This is a genomic window from Vibrio sp. 10N.286.51.B11, from assembly GCF_041469245.1.
GTDB classification, from domain to species: Bacteria; Pseudomonadota; Gammaproteobacteria; order Enterobacterales; family Vibrionaceae; genus Vibrio; species Vibrio crassostreae_C.
The window spans coordinates 63180-80657 of sequence record NZ_JBFRKI010000011.1 but is presented as its reverse complement, the minus strand read 5'-3'; the positions used below and the strand labels follow the sequence as shown (position 1 = coordinate 80657).

Sequence of the window (17478 nt, the reverse complement as noted above, 5' to 3'; positions counted from 1 at the left end):
ATGTCGAAAAAGATCAATCACAACAGCAGCTTAACCAGTGAGCAGTGCCATTTGGCTCGATATGCACGAGATGCTCGCTTTGATGGGATGTTTTTTACAGCGGTGAAAACGACAGGAATTTTTTGTCGCCCGATTTGCCCAGCCACACCACCCAAAGAAGAAAACGTCGAATATTTTTCCCATCAAGCTCAAGCATTGAAAGCGGGATATCGTCCTTGTTTACGTTGTCGACCAGACAGCGCACCTTTTTCGCCGGCTTGGAAGGGCGTCGAAACCACTTTCTTACGTGCGATGCAGTTGATTGATAATGGCGCTCTGAATTCAGGATCTATCGTCGACCTTGCAACGCGGTTAGGTATTTCAGATCGTTATTTACGAACCTTATTCGACAATTACATCGGCGTGTCACCCAAGCAATATAGTCTGTACAGTCAATTGATGTTTGCCAAGCAGTTGCTGCACACCAGTAGCATGAGCATTACTGATGTCGGCTTTGCTAGTGGCTTCAATAGTACGCGCCGTTTTAATGATGCCTTTCAAAAAGAGCTGCAGCTTTCGCCAAGCCAAATTAGGCGAGCGAAGCCAAGTGACACTCAGAGTAATCATATTCAGCTTGGTTTTCATGGACCCTTAGATTGGAACCACTTGTTGAGGTTTTATCGACGAAGAATGATTGAGGGCTTAGAAGGCGTTGGCGAAGATTATTATAAGCGCACGGTAAATGTGAACGGGTCAAAGGGTTGGTTCAAGGCGACTTTAGCCAAAGATAACCGCTTGGATATTGAATTCGAGTTGGATGATATAAGCCAATTAAGAAGCTTGATTGCGAATATCCGCCGTATGTTTGATCTTGATGTCGATATTGCCAAGGTTGAGACGTTCTTTACGACTATCGATCCTAACTTGGTGGCTAAGAGTGGTATCCGTATTCCTGGCGTGTGGAGTGCTTGGGAGGCAGGCGTGAGAGCGATTCTAGGGCAGCAAGTTTCGGTAACCGCGGCGATTGGTCAGCTTAACTTATTGGTCAAAGAGCTTTCTGATGAACATGAGAAAGCCAGCTTCCCAACACCAAAACAGATAGCGGACGCTGATGTTAGCTTCTTGAGAATGCCGGGAAGCCGCAAAGAGACCCTAAAGCGTTTTGCCGAATACATGGTCGACAATGAAGCTGAGCATCCTTCCAAATGGATTGAGCTAAAAGGGATTGGGCCTTGGACTATTCAATATGCACTGCTTCGCGGGTTAAGCGAACCTAATCATCTGTTGGTTGGTGACTTGGTGGTGAAGAAGTTTATTGAGCATCGCCCCGCCATCAACACGGAGAGTGTTTCGCCTTGGGGTAGTTACGCCACGTTCCACTGTTGGAATCAGTCTTAATCGGAATACTAAGCTAGGAGATATCATGGACAACCGTTTTACTTACTATGAGAGCCCATTGGGAACCGTGACGTTACAGGCGAACGATGAAGGCTTGCTCGGCCTTTGGTTCGAGACACATACCACCAAGCCGGAACCGTTGGGTGTTCAAGATGATAGCTTTCCGATCTTTGCATTGGCTATCGAGCAGCTTAATCGCTATTTCTCGGGCGAAGCTATTCAGTTTTCTGTGCCGATTGCAGCCAAGGGCACGCCATTTCAGCAGTCGGTTTGGCAGGCGCTGACGACCATTCCTTATGGAGAGACTTGGAGCTATGCACAACTGGCCGATGCGATAGGCAATCCGAAAGCCGTTCGTGCTGTGGGTTTGGCGAATGGCAAAAATCCGGTTTCAGTGATTGTGCCGTGTCACCGTGTGATTGGTAAAAACGGCAAACTGACGGGTTATGCAGGTGGCGTAGAACGTAAACAGCACTTATTGGTGATAGAGGGAAGAGAGCAAGACTAGCAAGCGATTTAGCCATGAGCCTGTCGAGATGCTGGCTGAATATCTCGTACTACTTAATGGTGAAGGCGAGTGGTTCTTAAAATATGACTTTGCATTAAAATCAACGCTTTCTGGGAAATATCGATTTGGTTGCATATTCTTTGACTATGTTCTCTAGGCAAGGATGCCCAAATGAATAGATTCCCCTTACTAATATCTGGCTGCAGCTCTGCATTATTGCTGACAGGTTGTTTAACTGATACCAGCCGACCTTTCGAGGTTCCACAGCTTGCTCTGTTCAAAGGTATGTATGAGAACGCAGATAATGACAGTTATCTACTTTTTGAATCCGGGCAAGTGACTTATCAAACAACGGATAATTCCGTGACTCGAACCTATCGTGTTGATGATGACTTGATCACCATTGAATTCAATTCTGGAAGCAGCCGAACTGACTCTAGACTAGTGATGCGCATTCAACAGAAGGGCGAGATGCTAACTTGCAACCAATGTCCAGCGATACAATTGAGTAACGTCTGGACACTTGTAGATAAGCCTGTGAAAGACAGTTCGAACTAGAAAAGATCTCCGAATTAGAAAAGATCGCCATTAAGCCATAGGTGTGCAGCGATACTGACGGCATAGCCAATCATGATCACTGGCATCCATTTCAAGTGGCCAAAGAAGGTGTATTTGCCATGCGCCGCGCCCATTAACGCCACACCTGCCGCACTACCAATAGATAACAAGCTGCCGCCAACGCCTGCGGTTAAGGTGATCAGTAGCCAGTTACCCATCGACATTTGAGGTTCCATCGATAACACGGCAAACATCACCGGAATGTTATCGACAATCGCAGATAAGATCCCCACCATGATGTTGGCCCAAATTGGATCCCATTGGCTATACATCACGCCAGAGGCAAGCTCCAAGTATCCCAGTAGACTCAAGCCACCTACACACATTACCACGCCGTAGAAGAACAGCAGAGTGTCCCATTCGGCATGGGACACTCTTCGAAATACATCAAAGGGCACGACTGAACCGAGTCGCTTCAATGCCCCCCCATCATTGTTGGCAATCGCCACCGCTTTTTTCTTCGCCAGTGAATTTGGTAAGGTCTTACGCAAGAAATAACCAAAGAACTGTAGATACGCCAGCCCCATCATCATGCCCATTACTGGAGGGAAGTGGAGTACGGCATGGAAAGCAACCGCAGTGCCGATGGTCATGATGAACAACAACACGATGCGTCTTGCACCGCGTTTTAATTCAACGTGCTGATGCACCGTGTCGGGTTGGGTTGTGGGAACAAAGTAAGACATGATCATTGCAGGGACGAGGTAATTCATCACTGAAGGAATAAATAAGGGAATGAATTCACTGAAGCTCACATAACCAGCCTGCCACACCATCAACGTTGTGATGTCACCGAATGGGCTGAACGCGCCGCCAGCGTTAGCGGCTATCACGATATTCACACAGGCTAGGTTAACGAATTTAGGGTTAGATCCTGCGACTTTCAGAACCACGGCGCACATCAATAGAGCTGTGGTGAGGTTGTCGGCGATCGGTGAGATAAAGAAGGCCAGAATACCGGTTAGCCAGAACAGAGAGCGGAAATTAAAGCCTTTGCCCACCATCCACGCTTGCAGCGCATCAAACAGTCTTCTCTCTTCCATGGCGCTGATGTAGGTCATGGCGACGAGTAGGAAAAGTAACAGCTCAGCGTATTCCAGTAAGTTGTGTTCGAGTGCTTGCTTAGCGACTTCAACAAGGTTGTGTTCTTGGTAGATAAAACCAATGATTATCCAGATCAGTCCTGCTGCAAGTAACACTGGCTTAGATTTTCGGAGCTTTAGGTACTCTTCCATCATCACCACGATGTAGGCGACAACGAAAATGGTCAGGGATAGGTAGCCAGCGAATGAGTTGGTGAGCTTGAGTGGTTCTCCCAACTGAGAAGTGGCAGCACCTGCTACCGAAGAAAAGAGTAACAAAGAGAGAACAGCAGAAAGCTGGATACCTAACATGGATTACGCTCCGAAGTTAATAAGTTATTAACACGGGTAAAAGAGTAGACCTAAATAAGCATGTGCAGTGTGATAGATATCTTAATAATTCAATAGATTATAATGAAAGGAATAGACTGTGATGTGAACGAAATACGGTCTTACATACTCAAAATTACTGTCTTCCACACTTAAGTTAAAGACTAAAGACTAAAGACCAAAGACTAAAGACCAAAGAAAAAGCCCTACCGGACTCAGTGCCGATAGAGCTTATTCGAAATTGCTAACATTATGCAGCATTGAGATCAAACGTCAGTGTTTGTTCTGCTGCACATACTTCAACAGGCCAGCCATAGGATTGGTATTCAAGCGCAAGTTTGTCCGCTACTACGCGAGATACTGTTGCAGTGATCCACATGCCTTTGCCCATTACTTGATATTTAAGCGTTCTCATTTCCATAGTCATCACCGTTCTCCTTCTATATTGGCTGCGTGAAGTCTATAGCACCTCTGAGGGCTGAAATTTCGAATTAAGCTCAAATTCTTTATAAAATGGCTCACTGTTTGCGCTTGGCTCAAAACTCAATCAACTAAGGGAAAACGGTTGCGTTCTGGAAGCAAAATCACTTTTTAAGTCTCTGTATTATAATCGAATTAAAATTGACCAGAAAAACAATGTAAGAGATCTCTTACAGCATTATCAGAGATCGCACTAGGTAAAAACTTCTCACTAGAAGCCAGACTTGTGTGGTGATTGTGTGCGTTTTTGGTTGCGCTGTTGAAGCAATATTTGTTTAGTTTTGTATGTTAAATATTCTAATTTACTTAGTGTATGGTTCTGCTTATAAATCTAAATCACAGTTTTATATGTTGCTGTGCTTCTTTTATTTAAACCGATACGCTATTTGATTTTGGTCATTAACCTTTCGAACATTAGTTTGCACTATCTATACGTGTTCTGTTCCATATAAGCGAGATGTATAGAGGTCCTTATGACTAATCCAACCAAAACCGATCGTAAAGTCACGATCGGCAGCTATATCGCACTCGCGTTCGCGATTGTGTTCTTTTCAGGCTTAATGCAGTCCAATGAATGGTATGGAGTGTTCGATTTTACAACGCTCAACGGTTCATTCGGTAAGGTCGCTTACGATGTGAGTGAAACGGCCGATGGTATTCAAGCGGCAACGACGTCACTGCGTGGTAAAGGCGGTAGTGGTGCTCGCGACGGTTTCATTTTTGCTTTGACACTTATTCCGACCGTGATGTTTGCACTGGGTATGATCAACGTACTTGAGCACTACGGTGCACTGGATGCGGCTCGTAAACTACTGACACCTCTGCTTCGCCCTCTGATGGGTATTCCGGGTAACTCAGGCTTGGCACTGATCGCTTCTTTGCAAAGTACCGATGCTGGCGCAGCGATGACACGTCAGCTGAAAGACGAAGGACATCTGACTAAGCGTGAAACCGATGTGTTCACCATGTTCCAGTTTACGGCGGGTGCGGCGATCGTTAACTTTTTCTCTTCAGGTGCGGTGCTGTTCACTCTAACCGCGATGGACGGCTCTTTAGCGGTGACATCGTCAATTGGTTTGGCTGTCGCTGTGATGTTTATCTTTAAGTTTGTCGGCGCGAATCTGTTCCGTATTTACCTCAACATTACTGAAGGCAAAGAAGACAAACCAAAATCAGACAAAGAACAAAAACTGGAAGAGGAAGTAGCATAATGAGCGAAGTTAAAGCAAAGAAACCAATGGTTACTGATATTTTCGTTGAAGGTGCTAAGAAAGGCTGGGTTATTGCGACTACCTCTACGGTACCGAATGTTCTGATGGCGTTTGTGATCATCAAGGCATTGCAGATAACGGGTGCGCTGGATTTGATGGGCAGTGTATTTGCTCCAATTATGGCGGTATTTGGTTTACCTGGCGAAGCGGCAGCGGTATTGATCGGTGCGTGGATGTCGATGGGTGGCGCGGTGGCGCGGTGGGCGTGGTTATCACGCTGTTTGACCAAGGTATTCTGAACGGCAACCATATAGCTATCTTGGCGCCAGCTATCTACTTGATGGGCTCTCAGGTGCAATACATGGGCCGTATTATGGGACCAATTGGTACTGAAGGTCGCTACATCCCGGTGATGATCGCGATTTCGGTATTGAATGCGTTAGGTGCAATGTTCTTGATGAACATTATTTTGTAACGTGACTTTGAACGGTTAGCTGCGAACAGCTTTCAGACGTTACAAAAAAGGAAACCCCGTTTGGCTTTCACCAAACGGGGTCTATTCTTTTCGTAGCCATCCTGCTACTGCGCGTTACTTATCTTTCAATAGGTAACTGGTGCTCCCTGCATCGTTCCTTGACGTGGCTAAATCCTTTAACCTATCCAATTCATCGCCGTCCTAGCGGTGTCCTTGCAAACTCATCATCCTGATAAGCGACTCTATCCTAGAGCATAACTTCCTTGCTGATAACTCATCCTAAGCCATCAAATCTTCATCCTGAAGATACCTAATCCGTTAGGCTTTTTCCTGTTCCTGCCAACTCCCTGTCGACATGTGTATTAAACACTGCAGAGGCTTTGCTCACAATCCACCCTAAGAAATAAATGTACCCACTGATCGAAAGAAATATGCGTGGATTCATACAAAACAAGGGCTTGGGTTTGTATTTTAGGAATTTTCTGCGAAGCTTGATTGTGATCTCTTACGTTCGGTGTGAGAGATCTCTTACAAGTACTCGGGTGCGATTTTCATTTTATCTCGGCGGGTGTTGTCGAACAGATAACAAAGAACACTGAGTAAACACAAAATAATAGGGAAATATGATGGTTACAGCACTTTACGCAGCCTTGCTGACGATCGTAATGATTTGGTTAGCAATAGAGGTGATCAAGCAAAGGCGAATCAATCTTGTTGCTCATGCTGATGGCGGTGTCGAGTCGTTACAGATAGCACGTTCGGCACAAAGTAATGCTATGGATTACATCCCAATCACCGTTATTTTGATGGGATTGTTAGAGATGAATGGCGCCGGTGTGTGGCTTATTCATGTCATTGGTGTGGCGTTTATTCTGGGGCGTGTGATTCATGCGAAAGGGATCTTAGCGAAGAACTTCAAAGGTCGAAAAGTGGGTATGGTGTTAACGCTTATCTGCATGATCTCTTTGATTGTCCTAAACTTAGCTTACCTACCTTTTGATAAAATGTTCTAGGGAGCATTATGGCGTTGCGTCTTCCTCCTGCTTGGGCGATTGTCCTCGCAGGCTTGATACTCAACATCATGGCGATTGTCATGTCGAGCTTGGTGCTCGATAAAATTGAAGCTGAGAAAGCGGAGTACAACGATCGCAAATACGGCAATGTGTACTCAATACAGCTTGCTTGGAATACGATCGAAACCCTAGAGCGCAAGCGTGAAGCGATTCTGATTCACCTTGATAAACCAGAAACACTGCAGCCGACCACGGTTCTCGACGAAGCACTGCGTGGGCAACTTAGGCGTTGGGTGAGTAGCGAAGTGCCAAGCATCTCATTGGCTCACTTACCGAAACTGATGACGCTGATAAACAGTGCACAAGAAGCGCAACGAACCCGAATCGATGATTACTATTTGGATAACCTGACCTTGGTTGAGTTAATCCAAAGGCTTGATGAGAAAATGGCTTTCTATAAGAACATCGCCCTGTTTCTCCAAGTATTTGGTTTGGCGCTTATCTTAGCTCGCGATCTCGCTAGAAGACCTTAATCTTTAACCTTAATTCCTCCATTTACTTATCGACTTGTATCGTTAGCGAGACTCATTTGGCAGGTTAGGGTGCTGTTGGCCTTGGTACTTTGGTAACTGTTCTTTTAGCCCCTTAAACGTGCTCAGTGCACTGCCTATCGATAACTTGTTCATCAACCAATTTGGCAAGATGCCCCCTGCGTTCGCATACGCGGTGTAGGTGATGTAGGTATTGCCATTAGTCAGCGGTTGCAGTGTCCAAAGTGCGTCCACATCGTAGATTCGAATGTACCCCGACTCTTTCGCCAAATAGTTCGACGCATCCTTTATCGACAAAACAAACTGCCCACCCTCGATGCTGTATTTTGAGTAGGTCACCATGTCTCGATCTCTGGCAGGCCACGGTGCTTTGAATTGGGTATAGACGATGTTTTCATCTTCAGATATCTGCATCAACACACGGCTTTGCGATACATTATCTATCCAGTTTGGCACGTTCTCACTGTCTTCCAATAACAGTAAAAAACCGGAGTAAGTGGTGGGCGTTTGCATCTGTGCTCGTATTTCGACCAAGCCTTCGCTGTGTGGCCTTTTATCAATCATGATGCCATCTTCACTTTTGACGAACTGCCATGGGTTGGCATAAGTCAGTGTCGATAGGGCGCAAAGGCCGAGTACCAAAATCTTAGGTAATGTCATTATTCTTCCATAAAAAGAAAAGCTTATCTGCTAGGAGTATAGAATAGAAATGGACTTAGTAGGTGTTGCCAATCGCTTTGGGTTGGCCTCTTTGGGGAAAATCCCAATGAAAACGGAAGCGTTCGGTCGCTTCCGTTTTATTCTTGGGCAATGGATAAGCGCTGTAGGCTAGAGCTTATAGGCTTCTACGGTTTTGATGGTTGTCCAGTTGCTGTTGGCGTCTTGGATGAACTCTTGTGTATTCTCCAGCCAGCGTTTCTGAACCGATTTGTCTAAGTTCAGATACAACTTTCCATCTTCCACCTTCCAAGCGAGAGGGTCGGTTTCAAACTTCTTACCCATGGCTACTCCAAACGCGCAGTAACCGCCATATTGAGGGGCATAGGCTTCTGGATTGGCTCGAAATTCATCTCTGTTTTCACTGCTCGCAAAGTTATAGATCGCATTCTTATAGGTCGCTGTGAACTCAGATGTGCCTTTTACTGGACCTTCATTGGCAAAGTAAGCGACAGGATCATAGCCTTTAATTGCGAGGTTATTGCTGTCGACACTCATATCAAGGTCTGCTGCCATTAACGAAAAGCTGGTGCCTAGTAACGCGGCCATTAGAGTGATTTTTTGACTGGTCGATTTCATGTGTGACATATCAAGTTCCTTGTCAGTGTTGGTTATCTTGTTTGAAATAATTTAGCCCACTCGTCCGGTCTATAGAGGGACAAAAGAACTAAAAACTAAGCGAATCGTTCGGAGGATGCATGGATCTGCTTTCACAACTAATGGAACACTTCTCGATACGCACTGGCGTTTTCTATTCTGGAAACCTGTGTGGAGTATCGTCATTTAACGCGCAACAAGGTAAAGAGGGCCACCTTCATGTATTGAGCGCGGGGGAGTTGAGCTTGTCTAGCGCTCACACGGAACACAGGCATTTGTCGCAGCCTTGCATTGTTTATTTGCCGAAATGGCGTCACTGGCCGCGATGTCTCGTACTCAGTTTATTGAAGCGTTCAAACGGGAAGTGGGTGAAACGCCGGGAGATTATGTGCAAAAGTGGCGAGTCTCTGTTGCTCAATCTCTGTTATTGCAAAATAAGCCGATCAATTGGGTCGCTGATGAAGTGGGTTACAATAGCTATTCAGGATTCTCACGTGCTTTCCAACATGTTGCCGGAGTGTCGCCGCGCCTTTGGCTAAAGCAAAATGCGTCGTGAAACGGCAGGCAATCCCCACCCGATTTATGGCTATTCGTATCTGGCTGGTCTATGTTTTAGCGGAAATTGTATGTAGTTTGTTCTTTTATCGGAAGAGGGTGTAAAAAGGTGGACTTTATAAGCTCGTTGTAACATCCTGCCCGTCCTATTTTATCTAGACACCAATGAGACGAAGTGCCTGCTGAACATTATTCAGCCTCCCGTATCTCATTAAAGTATTAAGGAGTTCAACTTGAACCTATTTGTAAGAGACCTTACCGTTATCGATTCTTCATACATCTGTGAACACAGAGGGGTCGTAGGAGATAGTTGGATTTTAGATGTCACCATGTCTGGTGAACTTAATGAAATGAGCATGGTGCTGGATTTTAGCAAGGTCAAAAAGCAGATCAAACAGCTTGTCGATGAGCATGTTGATCACCGTTTGCTGCTGCCAATGCAGAGCGCTGCAATTGTTCTTCAAGCGAGCAAAGCGGGCTACTCTAAGGTTGATGTGTTGCGTGGTGACAAGAGTCTTCATCTACATTGCCCTGATGAAGCATATTGCCTCATTGATGCAGAAGCGATCACCATCGAGAGTGTGACCGCACACGTTTACAATATTCTTCGCGATAACCTACCAAGTAACGTCACAGGGTTAGAGATCACCCTACGTCATGAGAACATTAATGGCGCGTTCTACCACTACACCCATGGTTTAAAAAAGCATGATGGCAACTGCCAACGCATCGCGCATGGTCACCGTTCTCCAGTAGAAATCGTGGTCGATGGTCAGCGTGACGGGCAACGTGAACAAGCATTTGCTCAGCGTTGGGAAGACATTTATTTAGGTTCTAAAGAAGACCAAGTTTCAGTTTCATCACTTAACCTGAGTGAAAACGCGAACAGTGTGAATGATGAAAGTCACTATGGCTTCCGCTACACCGCGCCACAAGGCGAATTTGAGCTAGCGATTGCTAAGAGTGAGACGGAAATTTTACCGACAGATACCACGGTGGAATTACTTGCTGGCTATATCGCGGATCAAGTTGAACCGAGCCTAGCAGAGAACCAATCACTACAAATCGTCGCTTATGAAGGTGTTGGCAAGGGCGCAATGGCGTTCCGATAACACTCCAGCGAGTGACACAGTCTCATTACTGACATGATGAAATAAAGGCAAGATAATCCGTTATCTTGCCTTTATTTTTTGTGACTCTTTAAAACTGATTTAGCTGATGATGTTAGGCACAAACACTAACGAAGCAGCACACGTCGCAGTGGTGTTTTTTCGATTCCAACAACCAACCCGAAGCTCAACAATACGGTGCCAAAAAATACCGTAACGTCTTTTGCCAATTCCGTAATGCCTAAAACTCCACAGACATTGAACAACACGATAATGATCAGCAAATGGCTGACGTAGATACCTAGCATGCGATTTGAAATGGCGCGAACCCAAGCGTAGTTACCCATGTTTGGATTTGCTAAAAGCCACATGAACACGCCCATCCCCCATAGCGCCGTGCCAAACAAGAAATCATTCATGTTGAATCCGACGTCGAACGTGGTGAGCCATGATGCCTCAGCAAAATGAATCAACATGCCTAACGCTAATAACCCCAACGCTTTAGTTGATGACACCTTCCATTGATTCTGACGAATAAGGAAACCTAAGGTCACCATTAACGTGCTAAAGAACGGGCCATTACGCGTGAAGAAAGGTGCTTCTAACCCGGTTAGCGTTGCGTAGCTGCCCGCTAAAACACCATAAACGTAAAGTACAATGGCCGCTGGTAATAGCAGTTTGTCGAGTTTCATTTCGACTATCAAAGCAATGATCAAAACTGCACATACGAGAGCGGGAATAAACCATAAATGAACCAATCCACCCTCTAAGAAAGAGTTAAGTGGCGTGTTCATTAAGAAACCCCAATAGCCTTGGCGCTCACCTAGGTAACCAAACTCTTCTACCTTCGCGAGGTTGAATGGCATCACTAAGCAAATGATGCTCCATGCTAACCAAACCTTAAGCAGTGGTTTAGAGTAATTAATGACGGTTTGCCACGGGGAGGCAGTCAGCTTGGGCTGAATAAGATAACCGGAAATTAGGAAAAACAGAGGTACCGCAAAACGAGCGGTTTGGTTGAGTACATAACCGATCCAAGGCACTTCATCTATTTGCCAATAAGTGAGTGCCATTTGACCGTGTAAACCAATGATCGCCAAGATAGCAATCACTCGGCCTAACTCGATACTGGCGATGTGTTGTGAAGGCGTATGTTGAACGGAAGACATATCAGATCTCTTAGTAAAATTTTTACGAAATCTAGCAGTCTTTATGCCCAACCAGTTAGTCCTAAATCAAGGCTTATGACCTTTGTTTCAAGGCTAGTGTCGGTTTTTTGAAGCCTGTCGCAGCTATATTAAATCCATTGCAGTAAGTACAAAAATACCGAGAGTACAAGTGATAAGAGAAACAACAGTAGTAAGCGCGATGATGTTAGCCGCCAGTGTTGAGTTTCCTCCCATCGCACGAGCCATAACGTAGCTTGCCGCTGCCGTTGGTGCCGCGCTCATCAAGAAGATAAGCCCGAGATCGAGCCCTTCAAATCCTAAGTACCCAGCCGCCAATGTAATCAGTAACGGTGAGGCAATTAACTTGTAGCTAGAGGCAAACCACGTCGATAACTTTTCTTGTTTGAGCGAGCTGATATCGAGCGACCCACCGGTACACAGCAGTGCTAAAGGCAACGTCATGTTGGCAAAATATTGACCAGCATCAGTGACCATTTTTGGGATAGGAATCGAAAGTGCATAGAAGACGACCGCTAAGAAAATAGCGATGATCAATGGGTTTTTGGTAATCGACTTAGCGATCACTTTAATCGCTTTCGCGCCTGTGTCTTCGCCTTTGGGTGTCAGTGCAATTACGGCTTGAATGTTATACAGCACGGTTAGGGATGCGACATAGATAGCCGCCAATGCCACGCCTTGGTTGCCATAGATATTAGCCACATAGGCGAGGCCGATGATCGCGGTATTGGCGCGGAATCCACCTTGGACAATCACACCTTGATCTTTCGAACCTTTAAATACTAATTTGGTTGAGAAAATCGTGAACAAGAAAAAGACAAAGTTAGCGATGACGCCAAACGCAACTAACGCGCTACTGGCTGAAAAGTTGTGATTCGATTGAACAATACTCAGAAATAGCATCGCGGGCAGGGTGACTTGAAATACCACCTTAGATGCGACATCAATGAAATTGTCATTGATTAAGCCGATTCGTTTGAGCATCACACCAAGAAACAGCATTAAACAGATAGGGCCTGTTACTGACGCCGAAAACGCAAACTGTTCCCAAAGTGTGTTCATTGTTTTTCCTTTGTTAGTCGATTTCAATTTCCTTTGAATACTGTCGCATTTTTCCACAATTCTTTGAGAAGAGAAATTGAATCCCAATAGATAAGTAAAAATCTTTGAAAAAAAGAACGAACGTGCTAAAAATAACGTATCAGATTTATCCTTGGTGAATAATGAGTAAAGGAAAGATAACCAAAGAGTATATTTTGAGTCATGCATTCGCACTTGCGAGTGAAAACGGGCTTGAGAGTTTGACGATTGGCGAATTAGCCAAACAGTGTGGCATGTCTAAGAGTGGCTTGTTTGCACACTTCAACTCTAAAGAAAACCTGCAACTCTCTGTACTCGAGTATTCCAACGCCATATTCACCGAAAGAGTCATCATTCCCGCAAGAGAGCTGGGAGATGGTGATATTGAAGCGAAATTGAAACAGCTGCTCGACAATTGGTTGGGCTGGAACCATTCATTCCAAGGCAGTTGCATGTTTATTGATGCATGGAAAGATGCGGGCAGTGAAACGTCTGTGATTCAGAAAGCGCTACAGAAAACCATTTCAGTGTGGATTGATTACTTGACGATTCAGGTAGTAAAAGCGGTTGAGAGCAAACAGTTCAGAGCCGATTTAGATCCTAAACAGGCAACCTTTGAGTTATACGGCCTCTACTTGAGTGCCAACTTGTTCTACTCGTTACGAGGCCAACAAGCGAGCCACACCCACTTTTGGAGTGGTGTACAGCGCTTAATCGCTAGCTGGAAAGAGGTTTAGCTCGCAAAGCATCTGAGTTTTGTTTAACTAAGGCTTATAAGAAATTTTAAGAGAAGTGGCGGCAAGCAGCCATAAAAAGCGCTATCGCCATTTTTTACACTAACAAATAGCACGGTCGTTCGATTTTTAGGGCCGAGCTCGATCCGCCAATGATGATGGCGATACAAGGAACGGTCATGAGTGACAAAATCTACTTTAATACATCGAACAAATTCAGCTTCAAGCGCAGCTTAATTGGCGCAACAACCAACCTGCATTACATTCTAGCGCCGAGTCATGCGAAGAAAACCGCACGTAAGCTGCTGCTCACGCCAATGCGTACCGAGCAAAAAAATGCCGATCCCCAAGGGCTTATCAAGAGTGAAATCAAAGGTCGTGATGGCGTTATAAAAACCTATTCTTTAGGTACCGGACCTGTTTGGGTGCTGACTCATGGTTGGTCTGGCACTGCGAGTCAGTTTTTCCCTCTGATGGAACATATTGCTGCTAAAGGTTTTACGGCTCTGGCTTACGATCATCCTGCTCATGGTGGCAGCGATGGTGTACATGGTCATATTCCTGCGTTTGTGAACGGTCTTGAAGCGATTCTAGATTCGGTAGGTGAGGTAGCTGGTTTGGTCGGCCACAGCATGGGTACGGCTTCTGCGTTGGAATGTAAGCACGTTAAATTGGAAAACAAGCCACTATTGCTGATTGCACCTGTACTGGATTATCTAGAAAACCTATTTGGCAGCGTCACACGTTCTGGTTACTCAATGAAACTGTTTGAAGCGGTAGTCGGAGAAGTAGAAGAGCAGTTTAACTATCCAATTCAGTCTGTTGATCCCTATGGAAAGCTAGCGCTTCGTGAGTCTCAAACGATCATCGTTCATGATGAGCAAGACAAGTTTACTAAGTTTGATGTGTCTCAGCGTGCTGCTAATGAAATGGGTCGCGTTACTTTAATTGCGACTCAAGGACAGGGCCACGGGCGAGTAATGAAGTGCCCACAAGTGTTCGAGAGCTTTGATAACTTAATTGGCTAAGCACAACGAGCGCAAGTCAGTAGGACGCCAGTAAAAAGATCGTAAGCTCAAAGCTAAGAAAACAAACATTAAAAAGGCCAACCAGACATTATCTGGTTGGCCTTGCTTTTAGGTGCTTAGTTGGTATTTAGCTCAATCCTATTTTTAGTTAGCACAGCTTGCTGGGCCGATCTCTTTCCACACGCCCCATTGGCCTGTCGTTGTTGGATCTTCACCGGTTGTCCACCATTTCGCTTCCCAAACCTTACCGCCTTGAGTCACTTGGTCGCCACCAGTGTAAACCGCGCCTGAATCCCAAGCGTTAGTACACGTACCGCCGCCTGTGGTTTTCTTTAGAACTTTCACTGAAGTAGCCGCAACCGATGTATCAGTGCCATCGCTGACCGTTACAGAGAAGTTCAGCGTTGTATCTTGCGTGTATTCCGCCGCGACAAAGCTCACTGAAGCACCTTGAACCGTTGCATCGATACCAGCAGGTACATCCCACGTGAAGGTCAATGTGTGTTGGTCAGCATCGCTCGAAGCCGAAGCATCAACCACGACTACATCACCTGCATTCACTTCAGCCGGAGCCGTAACCACAGCAACTGGTGCTGTATTGACTGGGCCTGTGTCTTTAGGAGTTACCGTTACAACAACGGTGTCAGTTGCAGTAGCGCCTTCGTTATCAGTTACCGTTAGGCTGAACGTGAGTGCTTCTTGTTGCGCGACTTCAACCACATCGAAGCTTACAACAGCCGCATTCGCGTTCGCCAGCGTTACTGCCGTGCCGCTTACTTGTGACCAAGCATAGCTCGCGATTGTACCGTCGCTGTCTTTTGAAGCGCTGCCATCTAGAGAAACAGAGGCTGGGCCTTCAACTGATTGGTCTGCGCCTGCAGCTGCCGTTGGTTTACGGTTTACAGGATCTGTTGTACCGCCAGCAAGGCCTTCATGCATTGCGTTGAGGATGTCGCCGTTGTCTGCATCAATTTCCCAAGAGAATAGACCCGCAAGGCCAAGGCTACGAACGTACGCGCCTTTTGCTTTTACTGAGCGGTCATCATCAAATGTGATGAGCTGGCCTGAAGTACGGTTCCAAACGTAAGGCGCTTCTGCCATTTCGTCGTAGCCATATTCGAAGCCGTTGATGCCTTGGTTATTCGCGCCAAGCATGTTTTCTTTAATGCCTTTGTAATCAATAACGCCATCTTCCCATACGCCTTGCGCAGAGCTACCTTTCAGTTTGCCGTTACCCACCCCTGTCATAGGGTCGCTAGGATCGGTGAGTGATGATGGTAATACGCCTTCCCAGCCACGACCGTACATCGCTGTACCAACCACAAGTTTGTTCGCTGGAACGCCTTGTTCAAGTAGCAATTGGATGCCGTTGTCTGTGGTGTAAGCTGGGCCTGTGTACTGTTCGCCATTTTCATCAAGGCCTGTGCCATCACATTGACCAGGACGCATGAAGTTACCGCAGTTTAGTGCTGTTTGGTGACCTAACACGTTGTTCCAACCGCCGTAGAAGTCGTAAGTCATTGCGAAGATGTAATCCATGTATTGGATAGCATCGCCGTAGTTCACGTCTTCAATCTTATCGTGACCAACACCGATCGCAGAAGTGAGCTCGTAAGTACGACCGTTTTCCGCTTCTAGCTCATCTAGCATCACGCGAAGTTCTGCCATCAGTGCAATGTAAGCTGGGCCGTCATTTACAGGATCACCAAGGTCTGGAGCAGCACCGCCACCACCAGGGAATTCCCAATCGATATCCACACCGTCGTAGAATTTCCATGTGTTAAGGAATTTCTTAACAGACGCTACAAAGGTGTCACGGTTGGCTTTAGTTGTGAAATCAAAGAACGGGTCAGACAGCGTCCAGCCACCAATCGATGGGATGATCTTCAAATCAGGATTACGCTGTTTGAGCGCCATCATCATTGCGTAGTTACCCTTGATCGGTGAGCTGTATTCGTGTCCCGCTTGAGGGAAGCTTTTCTGGAAAGCCGCCCAAGGGTCATGAATCACCACTTCGTAATCGTTAACACCCTGACAAGCTGTCATGAGTGCGTTGTAGCTGTTACCGCCTACTGATTTAACTGATTCGTTCGGACCACAAATTGGGATGAAGCCATAAAGGATATGGGTTAAGTTGTCAGCGGGTAGGTTATCAACGGTGTAATCACGGCCGTAAATACCCCACTCTACAAAGTAAGTACCGACTACCGTATTTGGATCTGTGTTGTATGACTTGTTGTTCGGATCCACATTCATCGCAAGTGGCGCTAAGTGTGAGCCATCTGTATCAGCGATCGTGATTTGAGCAGGTGCGCTCTTGCTACAACCTGTTTCATCACACGCTTCGATTTCCATCTCAAATAAGCCGCCTTGGCCGTATTCGAAAGAAGCTGTGGTTTGGCTGCCAGTGATTGGGCCGGTGGCCACTTTAACGCCATCAAAGTAGATGTTGTACGTGTTTCCTGACGTTCCGCTCCATTGGTTGAACTTAACGTCGACCTTCGCTTGGTCGTGATATTTCACCATCTGGTTGTAGCCAGAGGTGGTTTCCATCGCGAGTTCAATTTTAGAAAATTGCAGGTTGTTGGAACCGTACATGTCGATGCTAGGTGCTGTTGGAGCAGCTAATGCTGTACCAGATAGCGCTAGAGCAATGCTTGCAGCACAGGTATTTATACGAATCATACTATTTCTCTCATTCCTTGAAGATTACGAGAACCCAATGGCCCCATAAACGGCTCCAATCAGTTTTGAAGGAGCTTCCCAGTCAGTATTCGAGAGAGTTTTAATTTCATAACTGAAAATAAATCCGTTTTCGATGGACAA

17 protein-coding genes and 2 pseudogenes are annotated in these 17478 nt (G+C 45.9%); 12 read left to right on the top strand and 7 right to left on the bottom strand.

What is annotated here, in order from left to right; translation table 11 throughout:
* The 3 genes from AB4154_RS06685 to AB4154_RS06675 all read left to right on the top strand — a co-directional run bounded on the left by AB4154_RS06685 (position 1) and on the right by AB4154_RS06675 (position 2443).
* Positions 1 to 1377 (top strand): AlkA N-terminal domain-containing protein, encoded by a 1377-nt coding sequence (locus tag AB4154_RS06685; protein WP_017061520.1) that lies wholly within the window; start codon positions 1 to 3, stop codon positions 1375 to 1377.
* 25 nt (positions 1378 to 1402) lie between these two features.
* On the top strand, positions 1403 to 1885 hold the full coding sequence (locus tag AB4154_RS06680; RefSeq protein WP_017061521.1) for a methylated-DNA--[protein]-cysteine S-methyltransferase: 483 nt from the start codon (positions 1403 to 1405) through the stop codon (positions 1883 to 1885).
* 171 nt (positions 1886 to 2056) lie between these two features.
* Positions 2057 to 2443: a hypothetical protein gene (locus AB4154_RS06675; protein ID WP_017061522.1), complete on the top strand. Its 387-nt coding sequence runs from the start codon at positions 2057 to 2059 to the stop codon at positions 2441 to 2443.
* 14 nt (positions 2444 to 2457) lie between these two features.
* Here AB4154_RS06675 and nhaD read toward each other — a convergent pair whose 3' ends face one another.
* Together nhaD and AB4154_RS06665 are read right to left on the bottom strand one after the other, a co-directional pair.
* Positions 2458 to 3897 (bottom strand): sodium:proton antiporter NhaD, encoded by a 1440-nt coding sequence (nhaD, locus tag AB4154_RS06670; RefSeq protein WP_017061523.1) that lies wholly within the window; start codon positions 3895 to 3897, stop codon positions 2458 to 2460.
* A gap of 268 nt (positions 3898 to 4165) precedes the next feature.
* Complete coding sequence (locus AB4154_RS06665) at positions 4166 to 4342, bottom strand: hypothetical protein (RefSeq protein WP_017061524.1); 177 nt, start codon at positions 4340 to 4342, stop codon at positions 4166 to 4168.
* Between the two features lie 526 nt (positions 4343 to 4868).
* On the opposite strand from AB4154_RS06665, the gene AB4154_RS06660 reads away from it, so the two are divergent.
* From AB4154_RS06660 to AB4154_RS06645, 4 genes and pseudogenes are all read left to right on the top strand, one after another.
* Positions 4869 to 5606 (top strand): nucleoside recognition domain-containing protein, encoded by a 738-nt coding sequence (locus AB4154_RS06660; RefSeq protein ID WP_048610036.1) that lies wholly within the window; start codon positions 4869 to 4871, stop codon positions 5604 to 5606.
* A pseudogene (locus AB4154_RS06655) lies at positions 5606 to 6081 on the top strand (YjiG family protein). Before AB4154_RS06660 ends, AB4154_RS06655 begins: the two are co-directional and overlap by 1 nt.
* Positions 6082 to 6707: 626 nt before the next feature.
* The gene (locus AB4154_RS06650; protein ID WP_017061526.1) at positions 6708 to 7094 is read left to right on the top strand and encodes an MAPEG family protein; all 387 of its coding nucleotides are present in this window, start codon (positions 6708 to 6710) and stop codon (positions 7092 to 7094) included.
* An 8-nt stretch (positions 7095 to 7102) separates the two neighbouring features.
* Complete coding sequence (locus AB4154_RS06645) at positions 7103 to 7627, top strand: DNA mismatch repair protein (protein WP_372122550.1); 525 nt, start codon at positions 7103 to 7105, stop codon at positions 7625 to 7627.
* 42 nt (positions 7628 to 7669) lie between these two features.
* Here the strand turns inward: AB4154_RS06645 and AB4154_RS06640 are convergent, their stop codons facing one another.
* Positions 7670 to 8305: an START domain-containing protein gene (locus AB4154_RS06640; RefSeq protein WP_017061528.1), complete on the bottom strand. Its 636-nt coding sequence runs from the start codon at positions 8303 to 8305 to the stop codon at positions 7670 to 7672.
* Positions 8306 to 8354: 49 nt separating this feature from the next.
* On the opposite strand from AB4154_RS06640, the gene AB4154_RS06635 reads away from it, so the two are divergent.
* A complete protein-coding gene (locus AB4154_RS06635) occupies positions 8355 to 8477 on the top strand; it encodes a hypothetical protein (protein WP_017061529.1) in 123 nt (40 codons plus the stop codon).
* Here AB4154_RS06635 and AB4154_RS06630 read toward each other — a convergent pair.
* The gene (locus AB4154_RS06630) at positions 8474 to 8950 is read right to left on the bottom strand and encodes a YHS domain-containing (seleno)protein (RefSeq protein ID WP_017067245.1); all 477 of its coding nucleotides are present in this window, start codon (positions 8948 to 8950) and stop codon (positions 8474 to 8476) included. The two genes, AB4154_RS06635 and AB4154_RS06630, sit on opposite strands and share 4 nt — an antisense overlap.
* A 110-nt stretch (positions 8951 to 9060) precedes the next feature.
* Between AB4154_RS06630 and AB4154_RS06625 the strand changes: the two are divergent.
* Together AB4154_RS06625 and AB4154_RS06620 are read left to right on the top strand one after the other, a co-directional pair.
* Positions 9061 to 9515: pseudogene (locus AB4154_RS06625) on the top strand (helix-turn-helix domain-containing protein).
* Positions 9516 to 9747: 232 nt separating this feature from the next.
* A complete protein-coding gene (locus AB4154_RS06620; protein WP_104216219.1) occupies positions 9748 to 10626 on the top strand; it encodes a 6-carboxytetrahydropterin synthase in 879 nt (292 codons plus the stop codon).
* A 125-nt stretch (positions 10627 to 10751) separates the two neighbouring features.
* Here the strand turns inward: AB4154_RS06620 and AB4154_RS06615 are convergent, their stop codons facing one another.
* On the bottom strand, positions 10752 to 11792 hold the full coding sequence (locus AB4154_RS06615) for an acyltransferase (RefSeq protein ID WP_372057722.1): 1041 nt from the start codon (positions 11790 to 11792) through the stop codon (positions 10752 to 10754).
* A 123-nt stretch (positions 11793 to 11915) separates the two neighbouring features.
* On the bottom strand, positions 11916 to 12872 hold the full coding sequence (locus AB4154_RS06610; RefSeq protein ID WP_048610304.1) for an AEC family transporter: 957 nt from the start codon (positions 12870 to 12872) through the stop codon (positions 11916 to 11918).
* Positions 12873 to 13033: 161 nt separating this feature from the next.
* Here AB4154_RS06610 and AB4154_RS06605 point away from each other — a divergent pair, with 161 nt between their 5' ends.
* Complete coding sequence (locus AB4154_RS06605; RefSeq protein ID WP_136974024.1) at positions 13034 to 13627, top strand: TetR/AcrR family transcriptional regulator; 594 nt, start codon at positions 13034 to 13036, stop codon at positions 13625 to 13627.
* 176 nt (positions 13628 to 13803) lie between these two features.
* Positions 13804 to 14652: an alpha/beta hydrolase gene (locus tag AB4154_RS06600; protein ID WP_136974025.1), complete on the top strand. Its 849-nt coding sequence runs from the start codon at positions 13804 to 13806 to the stop codon at positions 14650 to 14652.
* A 144-nt stretch (positions 14653 to 14796) separates the two neighbouring features.
* Here the strand turns inward: AB4154_RS06600 and AB4154_RS06595 are convergent, their stop codons facing one another.
* A complete protein-coding gene (locus tag AB4154_RS06595; RefSeq protein ID WP_136982296.1) occupies positions 14797 to 17337 on the bottom strand; it encodes a glycosyl hydrolase family 18 protein in 2541 nt (846 codons plus the stop codon).
* Positions 17338 to 17478: the final 141 nt, after the last annotated feature.

Excerpts from the sequence above, each read along its gene's own strand:
- AB4154_RS06635 (WP_017061529.1), top strand. The coding sequence starts at position 8,355 with ATGGACTTAGTAGGTGTTGCCAATCGCTTTGGGTTGGCCTCTTTGGGG.
- AB4154_RS06615 (WP_372057722.1), bottom strand. The coding sequence starts at position 11,792 with ATGTCTTCCGTTCAACATACGCCTTCACAACACATCGCCAGTATCGAG.
- AB4154_RS06600 (WP_136974025.1), top strand. The coding sequence starts at position 13,804 with ATGAGTGACAAAATCTACTTTAATACATCGAACAAATTCAGCTTCAAG.
- AB4154_RS06595 (WP_136982296.1), bottom strand. The coding sequence starts at position 17,337 with ATGATTCGTATAAATACCTGTGCTGCAAGCATTGCTCTAGCGCTATCT.
- AB4154_RS06680 (WP_017061521.1), top strand. The coding sequence starts at position 1,403 with ATGGACAACCGTTTTACTTACTATGAGAGCCCATTGGGAACCGTGACG.
- AB4154_RS06605 (WP_136974024.1), top strand. The coding sequence starts at position 13,034 with ATGAGTAAAGGAAAGATAACCAAAGAGTATATTTTGAGTCATGCATTC.
- AB4154_RS06665 (WP_017061524.1), bottom strand. The coding sequence starts at position 4,342 with ATGACTATGGAAATGAGAACGCTTAAATATCAAGTAATGGGCAAAGGC.
- AB4154_RS06630 (WP_017067245.1), bottom strand. The coding sequence starts at position 8,950 with ATGTCACACATGAAATCGACCAGTCAAAAAATCACTCTAATGGCCGCG.
- AB4154_RS06660 (WP_048610036.1), top strand. The coding sequence starts at position 4,869 with ATGACTAATCCAACCAAAACCGATCGTAAAGTCACGATCGGCAGCTAT.
- AB4154_RS06650 (WP_017061526.1), top strand. The coding sequence starts at position 6,708 with ATGGTTACAGCACTTTACGCAGCCTTGCTGACGATCGTAATGATTTGG.
- AB4154_RS06645 (WP_372122550.1), top strand. The coding sequence starts at position 7,103 with ATGGCGTTGCGTCTTCCTCCTGCTTGGGCGATTGTCCTCGCAGGCTTG.
- AB4154_RS06675 (WP_017061522.1), top strand. The coding sequence starts at position 2,057 with ATGAATAGATTCCCCTTACTAATATCTGGCTGCAGCTCTGCATTATTG.
- AB4154_RS06610 (WP_048610304.1), bottom strand. The coding sequence starts at position 12,872 with ATGAACACACTTTGGGAACAGTTTGCGTTTTCGGCGTCAGTAACAGGC.
- AB4154_RS06640 (WP_017061528.1), bottom strand. The coding sequence starts at position 8,305 with ATGACATTACCTAAGATTTTGGTACTCGGCCTTTGCGCCCTATCGACA.
- AB4154_RS06685 (WP_017061520.1), top strand. The coding sequence starts at position 1 with ATGTCGAAAAAGATCAATCACAACAGCAGCTTAACCAGTGAGCAGTGC.
- nhaD (WP_017061523.1), bottom strand. The coding sequence starts at position 3,897 with ATGTTAGGTATCCAGCTTTCTGCTGTTCTCTCTTTGTTACTCTTTTCT.